Here is a 15,553-nt window from a genome sequence, read left to right as displayed (position 1 = left end):
AATAATCCCGGCTACCGAGCCGGGATCCTTTTATCAGCCGTTACCAGCTCCATCCGTCACGGCGCTTGAACACCGGCGCATCGCCGATATCGTTCAGCTGGTCCGGAAAATCCTTCGGCCACAGGGCCACCTTCTTGCGGTTGTCGAGAATAACTATCTGAGCAGTAAGCAGATAGATGCATGGTCTGCTGAAATGAAATTCTGTCAGACCAGCGGTGGTGAGCGACGGCACCCTCGTCATTCGCGATCAGGACAAACAGACGCAGAACGTCAGCGATCTGAGCCGCGACGTCGAGCACGCCAACCAGACGTTAAGCCCGATCTTCGACAAGGAGAAAGAGCAGAAACGGCTGCAACAGGCGCAGCTGATCGGCGAGATCGGCAATCAGGCGATGGACATAGCGCGGACCGAGGGTTCGATCGCCGCGACCAAAGCCGCAAAAGAGAAGATGAATAATGTCACGGACGCCGATCGCCAGACTGCTGCGGCCAAACTGGCGAAAGAGAAACCGGGCAAGGTCATCACCGAGGACGATATCAACGCGCAGATTTACCAGACGGCGTATAACCAGGCGTTTAGCGAGTCGGGTTATGGCACGGGCGGTAAGGTGCAGCAGGGGATGCAGGCGGCGGTCGCTGCGGTGCAAGGGCTGGCCGGTGGCGACCTGAAAGCGGCGATTGCCGGTGGGGCGGCACCGTATCTGGCGGAACAAATACACCTTCTGGCACCGAATGAGGAAAGCCGTGTTATCGCGCATGCGGTGGTGGCTGGCGCGCTGGCCGAGTTGCAAGGCAAGTCGGTAGCGGCAGGAGCAGCGGGCGCGGCGACTGCGGCATTGGGTACCAAAGCGATTGCCGAGGCCATGTTCGGCACCAGCGACTTCAGCAAAATGAGTGAAGAGCAGCGCCAGACGGTTTCTGCATTGGCTACGCTTGCAGGTGGTTTGGCCGGCGGTCTGGCTAGCGGTGATACGGCGGGGGCGGTAGCTGGCGGGCAATCGGGTAAGAATACCTCCGAGAACAATGACCAGTTTAGCTTGCCGCCAGGGATGATGAGCTACGGTCAGGGAGCCTCTACTTTGGCAGAACAAATGGTGAAAGAGGGTAAAAGCTCGGCAGAAATCAGTTCTGCGTTGAATAAGTATGCGAAAGGAGATTTACCTGAAGGTGCGAATATCGCCAAAGTGATTGTTAATGGCTATAAAGATGGTGTGCTGATAGCAGGGGCTATTTATCTGGGACCTGCGGCATCCATAGGTAAGGTAGCTGTCAGCTCTATATTGAGCGGCGGAGCGAATGCAGCATATCAATGGTACGACATGAATCAACCGGGAAATGAAAACAAAACTTATGATTATTGGGGCACTACAGCGGCGGCAGTAACGGGAGGTTTGGCTCCAGGAAGAGGTATCCCAGCAAATATCGGTATTGCAATGGGAGGCACTCTCTTTACTGATGGAGCTGATCCTGTGTCGGTTGGTGCTGCAGCAGGCGGTGCTCTTGTCGGGGGTGGATTTGGTAAGTATGCGCCTGTAGGCGTTACTAAGATCCTTGGGGACGATAAGGTTCCAGGGTATGTGTATGATTTCATCGGCGGTATGTCGTCCGAGTTTACTAGCGGCTTTATAAAGGATGTTTCAAAGCCTGTTGATGAAAAGGGGAGTAAAAAATGATGGGATCGCTTATTAAATACATCAAGCTATTTATCTATAGTTGGGTATTTTGCATTGCCTTCTTGCTATTAATTGGTGCGGTTATTTCAACTGTGTCATTTTTCACTAGTGGGGAGTTTAAATTTCCTTTTGATCAGGTCTTAAGAGCTGTGTTTTTCGGCTTTGTCGGCGGAAGTGCAATATCGTTGGCGGCTATTTTATTTAAGCTTTTAGATTGGTATCGGTCGTGTAAAGACAAAAAGGTATAATGATTAAGGTGTTGTGTTGGTTTTTTTAATTCTTAGTCGGGCTGAATGCCGTGTTTTGAATGGTGATTTTATTCAGCCCAACTTAAAATAAATTTTTAGTTTAAATATTGAGATTAATCATGCTTGTAAAACGATTGATAAAAATACTGACTGTTACCCTCTCTGTCGGCGCTGTCTCTGGCTGTTCAGTGAGCTTAACAAAATCTATGGAAGATTATGCGGGTACAGATTCCGCCAGGATCAGAGTGAAAAACTACCTGCCGCCGTTAACGCTGGAGGTTTATGAAAAATCAGGGGAGTGTTACAAACTTGTCGACGCCAGGACGTTAACCGCCGGGGTTAACGTTATCGGTATAAAGTCTACCTACAATAAAAAATTGCCGGGTATGCTGCCGCCGTCGCCTGAAATGCAGGGCATGGATGCGATAGAGTATAAAATCAAAGCGAATCAACATGTCAGCATCACCTATAAAGAAGAGACGTTTAGATCGCAATACAATCAAACTATCGCCACCCGCTCCTCCAGCTTCATTCCTGAGGTCGGTCACGACTATGATATTTACCCAGTCAATGCGTATGTAAGCATTATTGATTTAACCGCGGGTAACCATGCGACAAGATTTTGGGGGAAAGAAGATAAAGAGTGCCATTACAAGACCGGGTTACTGGGCGGCAGAAATTACTATTAATGCGTGATGGTTCGCAACTTACGAGTTCGACTGATTTATTTTTATATCAAGTCAGTTATTATTTGTTCTTGTCTATTAGCTGTTGGGTTTATAAATTCCAATAAAATATTCATACCATCAATAACTCATGGGCACACATGAGTTAGCACTACGTTTGTTCTACTTACTATTAAGGATGATTCGATGAAGAAGTTAGTTATCGCCAGCATGGTTATTTCCACTCTGGGCCTCAGCGCTGCGGCCCATGCCGGGCAAAGCACCCTCACCGCCGGTTATGCGCAAAGCAAGGTGCAGAATTTCAAAAATATCAACGGCGTTAACCTCAAATACCGTTACGAGTGGGATTAACCGATCAGCGTGATCAGCTCCTTTACTTATATGAGCGGTGATAAGAGCGAATCTTACTACATATATCGCGACAGGATCGATAACCATGCGGAAGTCAAATATTACTCCTTGTCGGTTGGCCCGGCGTACCGTATTAACCAATATATCAGCGTCTATGGTCTTTTGGGTTTGAATTATAATAAGGTCGATTACACGTCATCCTGGAATAACTACGCCTACAACACTTACGAGTATATGGGCGAAGAGAGAGGCAGCCAGAAGAAAACGTCCTTTATGTACGGCGTCGGTTTCCAGGTAAACCCGATGGAGAATCTGGCGTTTGATGTCGGCTACGAAGGCTCCAGATTGGATGTCAACGGCAGGAACTTCTCGATCAACGGCTTCAATATCGGCGTTGGTTATCGTTTCTGATGAGTTGAACGCTGTCGGCCTCCCCATTGCGGCAGGCCGACAACCGTTACCCCTATTTTCGATAAACCGCCCGCCACAAATATCTCAGGCTTTGCCCATCAGCGGATCGCTGACGCTATCCCGGCCGTTTTCCAGGCGGCCCGCCAGCCGCCGCTGCCAGTCGTGTGCACTCTCTAGCACCAGATCGTACCAGCCACCGCTGGACAGGGTATCGAAGGTCTGCCGATGGTTTTCGCCCGGCGGCAGTTCAATGCGCCACGGGCCGTTTTGCGTATAAGGGCAGCGGGCGATAGTGATGGTTACTACCTGGTCGCCGGGGTTATTGAGCGCCAGTTCCAGGCTGCCGTCATGTGGAACCAAACGCACTTCCGGCTGCGGCAGTTGCAGGGTGCCGCGCAGCTCGCGGTGGAAGCCGTTAGGCCCCAGCAGCCAGAGGTGGTACTCGTCCGCCGTTTGCCAGTCATCGCTGACCGCCTTACCGGCCTCGACGGTGTAACGACGCGGGATCTGGTCCAGATGCCGCTGGTCGTAAACGTGAAACACCGCGCCCTGCTCACCGGTATTCAACAGATTGAGCGTCAGCCGTTTTTGTTCGGGATAGGCGCTGGCTTCGACATGCAACTGGTAAGGCAGCGCCCGGGAAGGGCGAGCCAGCCGCTGCTGATGCGGTAACTGCTGGTTGCCAAGCGGCGGCAACGGCACCTGCGGCAGCTGTTCCTGGCGCATGCGCAGACGGTCGGCGCCGTGGCGGGTGGTGGTCGGCAGCTTGGGCAAGGTTTCCCCGTTGGGATCGACAAAGTTGAATGCCGAGGTGAGATCGCCGCATACCGTGCGGCGCCAGGCGCTGATGTTAGGTTCATGCACCTGAAAACGTTTTTCCAGAAATTGCAGTACCGAGGTGTGGTCGAATACCTGAGAATTGACCCAGCCGCCGCGGCTCCAGGGCGACAGGATCAGCATCGGCACGCGTGGCCCGGGGCCATAGATGCGGCCATCCGGCGGCGGTTGCTCCTGCGAGCCGGGCGGGGCGACATGCTGGAATATCTCGGTTTCGAACGGCACCGTAGATTTGCCGGCGAAGCTGCCGTCTTCCCGCAGCGAAGGCGCCGAAGGGGAAGGCATGTGATCGAAGAAACCGTCGTTTTCGTCGTAATTCACCAGCAACACGGTTTTGCTCCATACCTCGGGGTTGTCGGTCAGCGCATTCAGGATCTCCTGGGTAAACCAGCCACCCTGAACCGGGCTGGAAGGCCCGGGGTGCTCCGAGTAGGCCGCCGGGGCGATTATCCAGCTTACCTGCGGCAGTTTGCCTTGCTGCACGTCGGCGCGAAAACCGGCCAGCATCGCTTCCAGATCGTTGCCGTCGGCGGCCGGCAGGGTATTGCCGTTGCCTTTGTACAACGGCGCGCTGTCGTTCAACTCGTCGCGGTAGGGCACAAAGGCGGTGAAGTCTTTCGGCGGTTGCGCCGGGTTGCCCACTTTAACGCTGGCGGCGCGGTACTGGCGAAAGCCCGCCAGCGGGTTATCGGTGAAGTTATCCGGCAGGAATTGGTAAACCTTCCAGCTGACGCCGCTCTCCTCCAGCCGTTCCGGATAGGTTTTCCAGTCATAGCCGACGTCGACCGGGCCGGGGCTGTCCCACTCGTTGACCACCACGGCGACGTTGGCCGCCGACGGGCCGTTGGTGCCGGTCCAGTGGAACAGGCGGTTGGTATTGGTGCCCGCGTGGATTGAGCAATGATAGGCGTCGCACAGGGTAAAGGTTTCCGCCAGGGCAAACTGGAACGGCAGCTCGTGACGGCGGTAATAGCCCATCGAGGTCGGCGTTTTATAAGTGGGCCAGTTATTCATCCGGCCATGGTCCCAGGCCGACTGCTCATCCACCCAGGAATGCGGCGTGCCCTCGACGCGCTGGGCGTTGCCGCGTTTGCTGTCCAGATGGTAAGGCAACACCAAGCGCTCGGCACCCTGCTGTTGCCAGACGTGGCGGCCTTCCGGCAGAGGAATGGTGATGCGATCGCTAAAGCCGCGCACGCCGGGCAGGGTGCCGAAGTAGTGGTCGAAGGCGCGGTTTTCCTGCATCAGGATCACCACATGCTCGACATCCTTTATCGTGCCGGTGCGGTTATTGGCCGGTATGGCCAGCGCTTTGCGAATCGAGGCGGGTAACAGTGAAAATGCCGATCCGATGGCGGCAGCCTGCAGTAACTGTCTGCGTGAAAAATGGGGCATGCGTCGTTAACTCCCTTTAGCGGTGTGGTTTGAAGATAGCGGTTAACGAGTGTAATGACCAAAAATCACCGGCAGATTACAGGAGGCTTTTCGCGTCGATTGGTCTATGCTTTTGATCGCTAATAAGTATGGGCATAAGGGATATGCAATGAAGAGAGCAGTTGTGGTATTTAGCGGTGGTCAGGATTCCACCACTTGCCTGGTTCAGGCGTTAGAGCAGTATGATGAAGTGCACTGCATTACTTTCGATTATGGTCAGCGACATCGGGCGGAGATCGAGGTGGCGCGCGAGTTGGCGGTGGCGCTTGGCGTCAAGGGCCACAAGGTGTTGGACGTTACCATGCTGAACGAACTGGCGATCAGCAGCCTGACGCGCGACAACATTCCGGTTCCGGCGTTTAACGGCACGCAGCCGGGTGGTTTGCCGAGCACTTTCGTGCCGGGGCGCAATATTCTGTTCCTGACGCTGGCGTCTATTTACGCCTATCAGGTTGAGGCGCAAGCGGTGATCACCGGGGTATGCGAAACCGACTTCTCCGGCTACCCGGATTGCCGCGACGAGTTTGTCAAAGCGCTGCACCACGGCGTGGCGCTCGGTCTGGCCAGGGATATTCGTTTTGAAACGCCGCTGATGTGGTTGGATAAGGCGGAGATCTGGGCGCTGGCCGATTATTATCGGCAGCTTGAGCGCGTGCGCAGCGATACGCTGACCTGCTATAACGGCGTTAAAGGCGAGGGATGCGGCGAATGCACGGCTTGCCATCTGCGCGCCGAAGGCCTGGCGGCTTACCAGAACGATAAGGTGGGTGTGGCTGCCCGCATGAAGCGTAAAACCCAACTGGCATAAAAAAACAGGGAGCGAAAGGCTCCCTGAGTATTTTGTGGTTTTAAACCATCGCGTCGTTGACGGCCACCGGTGTGCTGGAAGGCCGGTTAATATAGTTGCGGAATATGCTTCTCGCCAGATAGATCGGGCCGACGCCAATAATGGAATAGACCACCTTGATCAGGAACTGCGCGAGAATCATCTCTTTGATAATGTCCCAACCCAGCACGCCATAGAAGGCAATGGAGCAGAAAATAATACTGTCAAAGGCAGAGGCGACCACGGTGCTGGTAATGACCCGCAGGAACAGGTATTTGGAATTGGTCAGCGCCTTGATCTTGCACAGCAGATAGGAGTTGATATTTTCTGAAATAAAATAGGCCAGGGAAGAGGCCAGCAGGACAGAAACGATACTGCTCACCATGCCGGAATAGGTGGCGCCGAACTCCCAACCTGGCAGGTTCGGAATTAACGCGGTGCCCCATAGCCCAAGCACGAACAGCAGGTTGGCGATAAACGAGATGACAATGGTTCTGCGTGCCAGACGCAGGCCGTAAAACTCATTCAGAATATCTACCAGCAAGAAGGTGAGCGGATAAATGAAAACGCCGGGCGGCGTGATAATGTCCAGCACCGGAATATGAATGGGTTTTACGCCGCAGATGGTCGAGAAGATGTAGATCACGCTGAGGGCAACGCTGATCAGCAGATAAGCCTGCCATGAACGTTCGTTGCGATCGCTCAGCTCGTAAGCGGTCTTAACCTTGTCATCGCTGTAGAGCTTTCTGTAAAGCGCCTGAAGCTCGTGCCGGCTCAAATCCTCCGAGATTTCGCTGTCCGCCAGCTCTTTCAGCCCGAGGGTGATGGTTTTGCCCGTGGCCAGCACCATAACATTGGCGGCAATGGTGCCGTGATGGGTAAAACCCAGCAGTTTGAATTTTTGATTAGATTCCATTTATAGCCTTTCTCCAACGATATAACCCAGAAATCGCACGGTATCCTCCATGCCGTTATCTTCTTTGCCGTTAACCACAAAGAAGCCATTTTTTCCCGAGTGATACAATAAAGGCGAATCGCAAACCAGCACCGGCGGGCGTTTTATAATAATGACCTCGCCTGGGATAAATGAACCTTTTATTTCGGTTTCTATTTTCATTGCTACCATATTTGACTCGTCGCCGAAGAAATAAGTCAAAGGGAAGGCTGTGACCAACTGCCCGACCTTCCAGGCCGCCACCGATAAATATCGGGACTGGGGAATGACGGGGATAGCGGAAGGGTTTTTATTCCCCTCGGTGGAAAGTGTTTCGTTGAGCCGCTCCAGTTTTTCCAGATCATAGTCCTCGATCTCTTCGCAGGAAACGCCAAAGAAATCTGAGATCCGGTTAACGGTGGCCTGTTGCACATTGTTGACCCGGCCGTCCAAAATTTTATAAAGGGTAGTGCGCGTCAGGCCGGTGCGGTTAGAGAAGGATGCCTTGGTTTCGCCCCGGGTACGCATCAGATATTCAATATTTTTAATGATGTTGATTTTGCGCTGAGCGTTGGTGGTCTTCATAAGCATTCCTTACAATATTGTCGCGGGCATTACTATATCGTAAGTACCGACATTGTCTACAACGGGCGCATCCATTACGGCGCTAAGCGCCTGATTACTCTTTTAAATTAGATGGCTTGGCATTAACACATTCACGTTATTGATTTTTTTGTCATGAACAACGAGATGGGAGATGTAAGTAATAACATTAAAATCAATATGTTATGTTTAATTTTCATAAAAGTGGACACAAAAGTGACTTTTATGTCCACTTTTATGTTGACCAGAGTGGTTTTGGTGGGCTAATGTTCGCCCATACTGAAGTGTTTCTTGATGATCAAAACAGTTAAAAAACGGTCATTAACGGCTTCTATAATAAAAAACTCAGAGGGGAGGCGTTTTCCGTTTTCTGAGTAGTAAAGGATGTTTTAGCAACTGACACCAGGGAATTCCAATCTCGTCTCCAGCTTTAAAACCGCAGTTTTAAACCTACCGTAACTCCAGATGCCAGTCGGCTGCCCAGCCGACCGATATCTATTTTATTGCCTCAGGCCATTAAAGCCGAACCCCGCCTTATTTTTCTCTTCGTTCAGTCCTGTCCAGAAAGAACCGGACGCATAAAGCTCCGTTCATAACTGATGATGCTGCGATTGCGTTTTTCCAACTCATAGGCAGCGCAACACTCTGCATCCGCGGCCATTTTTATGCGGTATTCCTCGTAGGCGGCCAGGCTGGGAAAACTGAATAACGCCAGCGCAATGTTATTGGCGCCTTCCGACGGCAAAAAATAGCCGTGGTGCGTGCCGCCCATGCGATTGACCAAGGGGATCCATAAACGGGCGTATTGCTCAAATTCGGCGATTTTATACGGGTCTAAAACATATCTTAGGGTACAGGTGATCATTCGGGGTTCTCCTCACTCCCCGCAAGCGGGGAGTGTTGGTATGATTCGGGCAGACCGGATTACGTCAGTTTTTGTGAGGGCACCGGCTTCTGATAACGGCCTAGCGCCAATTTGGCTACCCAATATAAGAGACTGGCGACCAACAGTGAATTGATTGTTGGCACCCCCCACTCGGTAACCAACCCAACGATGCCGCCCACAATACTGGCGATAATCGCCGCCCAGCCAATGGTTGGCGTTTGGTCGGGCAATTTGCCTGCCTGTCGGCTCTCATCCAGAATTTTGCGGTGGGTGCGCAGCAGATAATAATCCACCAGCATGATGCCGATAATCGGCGGGAACACCACACCCAGCACCGTCAGGAAATCGACGAAGCGGTCCAGGATCCCCAGCACGGAAAGCGTGGTGCCCAGCACGCCGATCACCAGCGTGGTGGCGGTGTACTTGAGCCTTTTGCCGGTCATGCCTTCGACGGCGTTGACGATGCCGAGCGAGGACGAATACAGGTTGAGATCGTTAACCCTCAAGGTGGAGAACACCACGACCAGCAGGCCTGCACCGCCGGCGGCCTGAGACATGATGGTCACCACATCCGCCGTACCGAGCGTTTTGGCGATCAGGATCGCCAGGCCATTGACCACGAACTCACCGGCGACGATGGTGAAAATGGTCACGCCAAACACATGCTTGCCGTTTTTGGAATAACGGGTCAGATCGGGGGTCATCAGGCTCGCCACGATGGCGCCGCCGACCACGATGGTGATGCCGGCGCTGATGGTCAGCGGCTCTCCCGGCGGCACCAACTGGATGATCTCCTGCAGGTTATGGCCGGAGAGAACGGTGATGGAAATATAGGCCACCAGCATGATGAACATCGGCACCGCAATTCGGGCGGCAATGCGCAATGCCTTGAAGCCAAACGCCACCAGAATCGTCAACAGGGTGCCGGACAGGCCGGCGGCCAGGCCAAAGCCCAGTTTATTGCCCAGGGCGAAATCCAGCGATTTGGCGAAGATGGCGTTTTGTATGCCAAACCAGCCCAGCAGGCTAATGGCCACCACCACCCCGATCAACACCGAGCCCAAGCGACCGAAACCGCACCAGCGGGCCAGCAGGCTGCCGGAGATCCCTTCGCGCATGCCCGCCAGCCCAAGGCCGTAGGTCACTACGCCAAAGATCAGGCTGCCGATGAAAATGGCGATGAACGCATCGAACAGCGTCATGGAGTGGCCGAGCACCGCCCCAAGCATAAACTGGTCCAGCGCGGTCAGCATGCCCATATGCACGATGGCCACGCTTAAAAAGGAGACTCTTTTATCCTGCGGTACCCGCGTTAACGGGTAGTCTTCAATCTTGATCACGATAAGGTATTCCTTGCTGTTCAGATAAACTGGATGCCTTTTGCTATCAGGCGATCGGGAATATAGCTGTCCAGACGCGCATATTTGCAGAACTCCTCGAACTGCTGCTGTGTATGGACGTCAGATTTCTGATAGATGTTATATATTCTATTTTCTATCGTTTTAGTGCTGATGTTATATATTTTGGCGATCTCTTTCACCGACAGCCTTTGCAGCATTAAAAATATAACGTCGAGCTCGGCTTGGGTGAATATACTGCTGTTCACTTCCGTGGTCAGCACGCTGGGTTTTTGCTGGTTGATGTATTTTAGCGGGGATAGCGTGTTAAGCGGTTTGGCATTCCACATCACCCCGAATACCTGTTTCTTATCATTGTAAATGGGCAGTTTTTCGCTGATAAAGGGTGTCAGGCTGTCTTTTCCGTACCAATAATGCGTTTCTATTACGGCAACCCGATCCCGCGACATTTCTGTCATCTTGTCGTGTTCTATAAAGTCGTCTGCGCAGTCGGCCCAGTCGGCGGGAAACTCGTCGTCCCGTTTTCCGGCGATATCGAAACTCAACGGCGTATTGGTATAGAGGTAGGCGGCATGGTTCATATAGATATGACGGGATTCCAGATCCTTAATGCCCCAGGGATCACTCAAGTGCTCCATCATGGCAATAAGACCCTTCAAATAAAATTCATTATTTTTATCGGGCGAATCCATTCTGACCTCACCGATTAGAATTGGGTTAAATTTCTTTCGCCAGGTAATGACGCGTATGCTTTTTGGCATAGCCGCCTAAATTGCCGTAGACCTGATAACCCAATTTTTCGTAAAAGCCCCTGGCCTGGAAGTCGAACGTATCGACATAAGCCATGTGGCACCCTCGTTTACGGGCTTCTTCTTCCGCTTTTTCCATCAATTGGCGGCCATAACCGCTTTTGCGATGAGCGTCGCTGACCCAGAGATATTGCACTTCAAGGCCGCCCCACCAGGTTCTGGCCACCAATCCGGCGACGATTTTACCGGCGTCATCGGTAACGGTCAGAAACAGCGGGTGGATGTCTACGGGTTGATAATTTTCGTTGTGGGCCCAAAGGCTGTCGATAACGTACTCTTCGTCCTGTGGGTTTGGCTGGTCCGTCACATTGATATTCATGGCAGTAATATACTTTCCCTTAGTAATAATTTGCGTTGAAATTAAATGAAATCCGCCCAACTAGTTTAACTATCATTTTTCATAATGTATTACAAGGGTGCTTTTCACCCGTTCCCGTTAGGCATACCTGCGGTTATATTGAACGTGACAGGGCCAACAATAGCGTAATACACGCATAAATAGCGATAGGCCCTGCCTCAGTAACCTATTCCTATTGCGCCTCACCAGGGCCTCACCAGGAACGTCGATCTGCAGTTCAAGGCTCCACCGGTAGAGCAAGCCAACTTGCCAAAGGGGAGCCGCTATCTTCCGTTGTTTTACATTATCCCGCTCAACGTTAAATGTTCAGACGTTGCTGCCGTCAGTTGGCGCGCAACAGAATCACGCCTATGCTTATCGGCCTTATTATTTTCCATAAATATAAGATTTACGCATTCCTTACGCTTTCAATACGCTTTATGACTTTTATTATTTGCGTTTATATAAATACCCGGAAAATCATCTTTAAAAAATAATTGTATTCTTTAAAAGGTGAATTTCTGCATGATCAGAACGCAATATTGCATTTTTATTATATGGGGTTATTTATTAAGATGTGCACCGCTTGTCATCGCAAGCTTCGTGATATTGGTTCTGCTCTGGAACACCTCCTTTGACGTGATAAAAAGGAGGTTTTTTCGCTTTGCCGGCAAGTTTACAGGCGAAGACGAGCACCCCGGTCACTTAGTTTACTAAGCTCCCGGGGATGAACGGCCTTGTCGCCGAGATGCAACTCCAATTATTTGGGGCATAACCTCGTTGTATTCGCAAAAATAGACGCCTGACAATCAAGATATAAACAGTGATTAAACCGCCAGTGCGTCATAGTTTTTACGCCGGTAATTAACCGCCGACAGCACCCAGAACAAGACAAACAGCGCAATAGCGGCGTAGCCGACGCTGCCCATGTTGTCATTGAGCAGCGCGATGCCATCCCAAAGGGCGCCGTGCAGGTTCAGTTTTTCAGCCAGCAGCCCCAATCCTTCCAGGCCGCCAATCAGCACCGCAATCGCCACGCTGGTGGCGGTGATGGTCATGTTGTAATACAGCTTGCGCACCGGTTGGTTGAACGCCCAGCCGTAAGCGCCAATCATGACGAAATTATCCAGCGAATCCACCAACGCCATACCGCTGGCGAACAGCAGCGGGAAGATCATGATCGACCAGACGGACATGCCTGAGCCGGCCCCGGCGGCGGAAATGCCCAGCAGGCCAACTTCGGTGGCGGTATCGAACCCCAGCCCAAACAAAAATCCCACCAGATACATATGCCAGCTTTTATTCACGGTATTGAAGGTCACGCGGAACAGCCGCGTCATCAGGCCACCGTGCTGGTGCGCCAGGGCACTCTCCGTCAGTTTTTCGCCCCTTTTCACCCGGCGGAAGGTGCGATAAACATCGCGCAGAATCAGCCCGTTGAGGACCGCCATCGCCAGCAGGAACAGCGAAGAAATCAGCGTGCCGAGGGTGGAGCCGTAATCATGCAGCCAGCCGATGCGGCTGCCGAACGCCAGAGAGGTGGCGGCAATGGCCGCGCAGGCCAGAATCACGATGCTCGAATGCCCGAGCGAGAAAAATGCGCCGACGGAAACCGGCCGTTGGCCCTGTTGCATCAATTTGCGCGTCACGTTGTCGATAGCGGCGATGTGGTCGGCATCCACCGCGTGGCGCAAGCCGTAGCTGTAAGCCAGCAGCGCGGCGGCCATCAGCGCCGGGTGCTGATGAAATGCGGCAAAGGCCGCAGCCCAAGCCAGCAGGTTAACGGCGATCAACGCCAACAGCAGCCAGAAGGCGCGGGTATTTTTTTGGAAGAACTCAGGGTAATTCATGTTGCGTCCTGTCAGAAAGAGAAGAAGAAAGCGGGGATTGTTGCGCACAGGCGACCATCGCCTGGCCGAATGCCAGCCCGCCGTCGCCTGCGGGGAGGCGTTGTGGCAGCAGAACCTGCAGCGGCGCCAGATGATGCATCAACCGTTGGCGCAGCAGGCGGTTGTGCAGCACGCCGCCGCTCAGCGCCACCTGTTTGATGCCGTACTGCGCGGCGAAACGCTGGGCCAGGGCGGCGAACCCTTGCGCCAACGCGTCGTGAAATGCCCAGGCGCGCTCGGCCGGCGGTGTGCGCCAGCCAAGCCATTGCGGCCAGAAGGCGGCGAGATCGAGCACATTGTCTTTGAGCGGCAGGTGCAGCGGGTGGCGGCAATGGGTTGCCTGATGCGCCAGCGCCTCCAGCCGGCAGGCCGCTTCGCCTTCCCAACTGAGTTGCAAGGGCGCGCAGCCTAGCGCGGCGGCGGCGGCGTCAAACAACCGACCGCACGACGACGCCGGCGGGGCGTTGATGCCGGCGTCGATCGCTTTCAGCAGCGGTTGCCACGGTTGTTGCAGCAAAAACTGCGTTTCCGGCAGCCGTTGCCAACCGTCGACAAAGCGCGCGCAGTGCGCCAACAGGTTGCGCCACGGCTCTTGCGCGGCGCGATCGCCGCCCGGCAGCGCCACTGCCGGCAAACCGCCGAGCGAGCGGCAGTAGCGGTAGTCCACCCGCAAGCATTCGCCGCCCCACAGCTGGCCGTTTTCGCCGTATCCCAGGCCGTCCAGAGCCAACCCGATGACCGCGCCGCCGTCGAGCGGCCACTGGTGCTCCGCCAGGCAGGCCGCCAAATGCGCGTGATGATGCAGCACCTCGGTCAACGGCACAGATTGACATTGCGCCCAGCGGCGGCTGGCGTAACCCGGGTGCGCATCGGTGGCGATGCGCTGCGGCCGGCAGTGATACAGCGTCAGGAAATGGGCGATAGCGTGTTGCCACTGTTGTTGAACGTCTTCCTGCGCCAGATTGCCGACATGCTGGCTGAGGATCGCTTTGTCGCCGCGCACCAGGCAGAAGGTATTTTTATTGTCGCCACCGACCGCCAGCAGCGGCGGTTGAGCCGGGAAACCGGGCGGCAGCGGCAGGGCATCCGGCGCGTAACCGCGAGAACGGCGTAGCATCTCGGTGCCCTGCGGTTGCTGTCGCAACAGCGAATCATCGGCACGTTGCAGGATCTCGCGGTTATGCATCAGCCACAGATCGGCAATGCCGGCCAGATCCTGCAGAGCCTGTTCGTTGGTTAACGCCGGTGCGCGCCCGGCGGCGTTGCCGGAGGTCATCACCAGCGGGCGTCGCACTGCTTGCATCAGGAGATGATGCAAGGGGTTGGACGGCAGCATTACGCCGATTTCGTCGAGATGCGGCGCAACGGCATCGCACAGCGCGGAGTGGGGCCGTTGCGGTACCAGGACGATCGGCGCCGCCGGGGAAAGCAGCGTTTCGCTCAGCTGCGCCAGCGAGTGGTTGCCGGTGCAGCGCGCCAGCCAACTGACATCCGGCAACATCACCGCCAGGGGTTTGCCCGGCCGCCGTTTACGGTTGCGCAGGCGCATCACCGCGTGCTGATCGGTGGCGTCACAGGCCAGATGGAAACCGCCAATGCCCTTGATGGCGACGATTTCGCCGGCGCATAACAGCGCCGCCGCCTGTTGCAGCGCCATATCCGCCAGGTTGATGGCTTTGCCGTCGGCGTGGCAGCTGAAAAGCTGCGGCCCGCATTGGCTGCAGGCCACCGGCTGGGCATGAAAGCGCCGGTCCTGTGGCGAGTGGTATTCCCAGGCGCAGTGCGGGCACAGTGCGAACGGCGCCATGCTGGTCGCCGGGCGGTCGTAAGGCATATAGCGAATCAGGGTGAAGCGCGGGCCGCAATGCGTGCAGTTAATGAAGGGATAGCGGTAGCGGCGATCGTGCGGATCGTTCATTTCACGCAGGCAGTCGGGGCAGGTTGCGGCGTCGGGAATGACTTGCGTGTCCATTTGGCTTTGCCGGCTGCGGCGAATGGCAAAGTCCTGCGGCGGCTGCAACCAGGTGAAGGGGCGCAGGCCGATATTGTCAATCTGGGCCAACGCCGGCGCCTGGCGCTGCAGCATATGCAGGAATATATCGATATCCACCGGTTGTACCAGCCGAATTTCGACCCCGGCGCTGTCGTTCCAGACTTCGCCACGCAGGCCGAGGCGCTGCGCCAGTTGCCAGACAAAGGGGCGGAATCCCACCCCCTGCACCTTGCCGCTGATGCGAAGCAATAATCCTGACGGTGACTTGGACATCTTAC

The 15,553-nt window shown here is 54.5% G+C and carries 14 protein-coding genes and 1 pseudogene; 5 read left to right on the top strand and 10 right to left on the bottom strand.

The window, feature by feature from the left end:
• Window positions 1-40 precede the first annotated feature (40 nt).
• Window positions 41-232 carry a hypothetical protein gene (locus ACTJJ1_RS17520; RefSeq protein WP_440834679.1) on the bottom strand — a complete coding sequence of 64 codons (192 nt, stop codon included), beginning with the start codon at window positions 230-232 and terminating at the stop codon, window positions 41-43.
• On the opposite strand from ACTJJ1_RS17520, the gene ACTJJ1_RS17515 reads away from it, so the two are divergent.
• From ACTJJ1_RS17515 to ACTJJ1_RS17500, 4 genes and pseudogenes are all read left to right on the top strand, one after another.
• Window positions 219-1,673 (top strand): VENN motif pre-toxin domain-containing protein, encoded by a 1,455-nt coding sequence (locus ACTJJ1_RS17515; RefSeq protein WP_440834677.1) that lies wholly within the window; start codon window positions 219-221, stop codon window positions 1,671-1,673. The two genes, ACTJJ1_RS17520 and ACTJJ1_RS17515, sit on opposite strands and share 14 nt — an antisense overlap.
• A complete protein-coding gene (locus ACTJJ1_RS17510; protein WP_020439818.1) occupies window positions 1,670-1,921 on the top strand; it encodes a hypothetical protein in 252 nt (83 codons plus the stop codon). Before ACTJJ1_RS17515 ends, ACTJJ1_RS17510 begins: the two co-directional genes overlap by 4 nt.
• A 119-nt stretch (window positions 1,922-2,040) precedes the next feature.
• A complete protein-coding gene (locus ACTJJ1_RS17505) occupies window positions 2,041-2,610 on the top strand; it encodes a hypothetical protein (RefSeq protein WP_020439817.1) in 570 nt (189 codons plus the stop codon).
• 183 nt (window positions 2,611-2,793) lie between these two features.
• Window positions 2,794-3,369: pseudogene (locus tag ACTJJ1_RS17500) on the top strand (Ail/Lom family outer membrane beta-barrel protein).
• An 84-nt stretch (window positions 3,370-3,453) separates the two neighbouring features.
• On the opposite strand, the gene ACTJJ1_RS17495 reads toward ACTJJ1_RS17500, so the two are convergent.
• Complete coding sequence (locus ACTJJ1_RS17495; RefSeq protein WP_440834675.1) at window positions 3,454-5,601, bottom strand: phosphocholine-specific phospholipase C; 2,148 nt, start codon at window positions 5,599-5,601, stop codon at window positions 3,454-3,456.
• A 148-nt stretch (window positions 5,602-5,749) separates the two neighbouring features.
• On the opposite strand from ACTJJ1_RS17495, the gene queC reads away from it, so the two are divergent.
• Window positions 5,750-6,448, top strand: coding sequence for a 7-cyano-7-deazaguanine synthase QueC (gene queC, locus ACTJJ1_RS17490; RefSeq protein WP_004948190.1), 699 nt, complete (start codon window positions 5,750-5,752; stop codon window positions 6,446-6,448).
• Between the two features lie 40 nt (window positions 6,449-6,488).
• Here queC and ACTJJ1_RS17485 read toward each other — a convergent pair whose 3' ends face one another.
• The 8 genes from ACTJJ1_RS17485 to hypF form a co-directional block, all read right to left on the bottom strand.
• Window positions 6,489-7,382 (bottom strand): queuosine precursor transporter, encoded by an 894-nt coding sequence (locus tag ACTJJ1_RS17485; protein WP_004948187.1) that lies wholly within the window; start codon window positions 7,380-7,382, stop codon window positions 6,489-6,491.
• The gene (locus tag ACTJJ1_RS17480) at window positions 7,383-7,985 is read right to left on the bottom strand and encodes a helix-turn-helix domain-containing protein (RefSeq protein WP_004948184.1); all 603 of its coding nucleotides are present in this window, start codon (window positions 7,983-7,985) and stop codon (window positions 7,383-7,385) included.
• A gap of 568 nt (window positions 7,986-8,553) precedes the next feature.
• Complete coding sequence (locus ACTJJ1_RS17475; protein WP_004948175.1) at window positions 8,554-8,868, bottom strand: NIPSNAP family protein; 315 nt, start codon at window positions 8,866-8,868, stop codon at window positions 8,554-8,556.
• Between the two features lie 59 nt (window positions 8,869-8,927).
• Window positions 8,928-10,229 (bottom strand): cytosine permease, encoded by a 1,302-nt coding sequence (locus tag ACTJJ1_RS17470; RefSeq protein ID WP_004948173.1) that lies wholly within the window; start codon window positions 10,227-10,229, stop codon window positions 8,928-8,930.
• A gap of 20 nt (window positions 10,230-10,249) precedes the next feature.
• Window positions 10,250-10,939, bottom strand: coding sequence for a helix-turn-helix transcriptional regulator (locus ACTJJ1_RS17465; protein ID WP_004948170.1), 690 nt, complete (start codon window positions 10,937-10,939; stop codon window positions 10,250-10,252).
• A 25-nt stretch (window positions 10,940-10,964) separates the two neighbouring features.
• On the bottom strand, window positions 10,965-11,375 hold the full coding sequence (locus ACTJJ1_RS17460; protein WP_004948166.1) for a GNAT family N-acetyltransferase: 411 nt from the start codon (window positions 11,373-11,375) through the stop codon (window positions 10,965-10,967).
• A gap of 845 nt (window positions 11,376-12,220) precedes the next feature.
• Window positions 12,221-13,243: a HoxN/HupN/NixA family nickel/cobalt transporter gene (locus ACTJJ1_RS17455; protein WP_006328091.1), complete on the bottom strand. Its 1,023-nt coding sequence runs from the start codon at window positions 13,241-13,243 to the stop codon at window positions 12,221-12,223.
• On the bottom strand, window positions 13,230-15,548 hold the full coding sequence (hypF, locus tag ACTJJ1_RS17450; RefSeq protein WP_440834670.1) for a carbamoyltransferase HypF: 2,319 nt from the start codon (window positions 15,546-15,548) through the stop codon (window positions 13,230-13,232). Before hypF ends, ACTJJ1_RS17455 begins: the two co-directional genes overlap by 14 nt.
• Window positions 15,549-15,553 lie beyond the last annotated feature (5 nt).

The organism is Serratia sp. 22264 (genome assembly GCF_052045345.1).
GTDB classification, from domain to species: domain Bacteria; phylum Pseudomonadota; class Gammaproteobacteria; order Enterobacterales; family Enterobacteriaceae; genus Serratia; species Serratia plymuthica.
The sequence above is the reverse complement of the archived record's forward strand: the minus strand, read 5'-3'. Positions and strand labels throughout refer to the sequence as shown.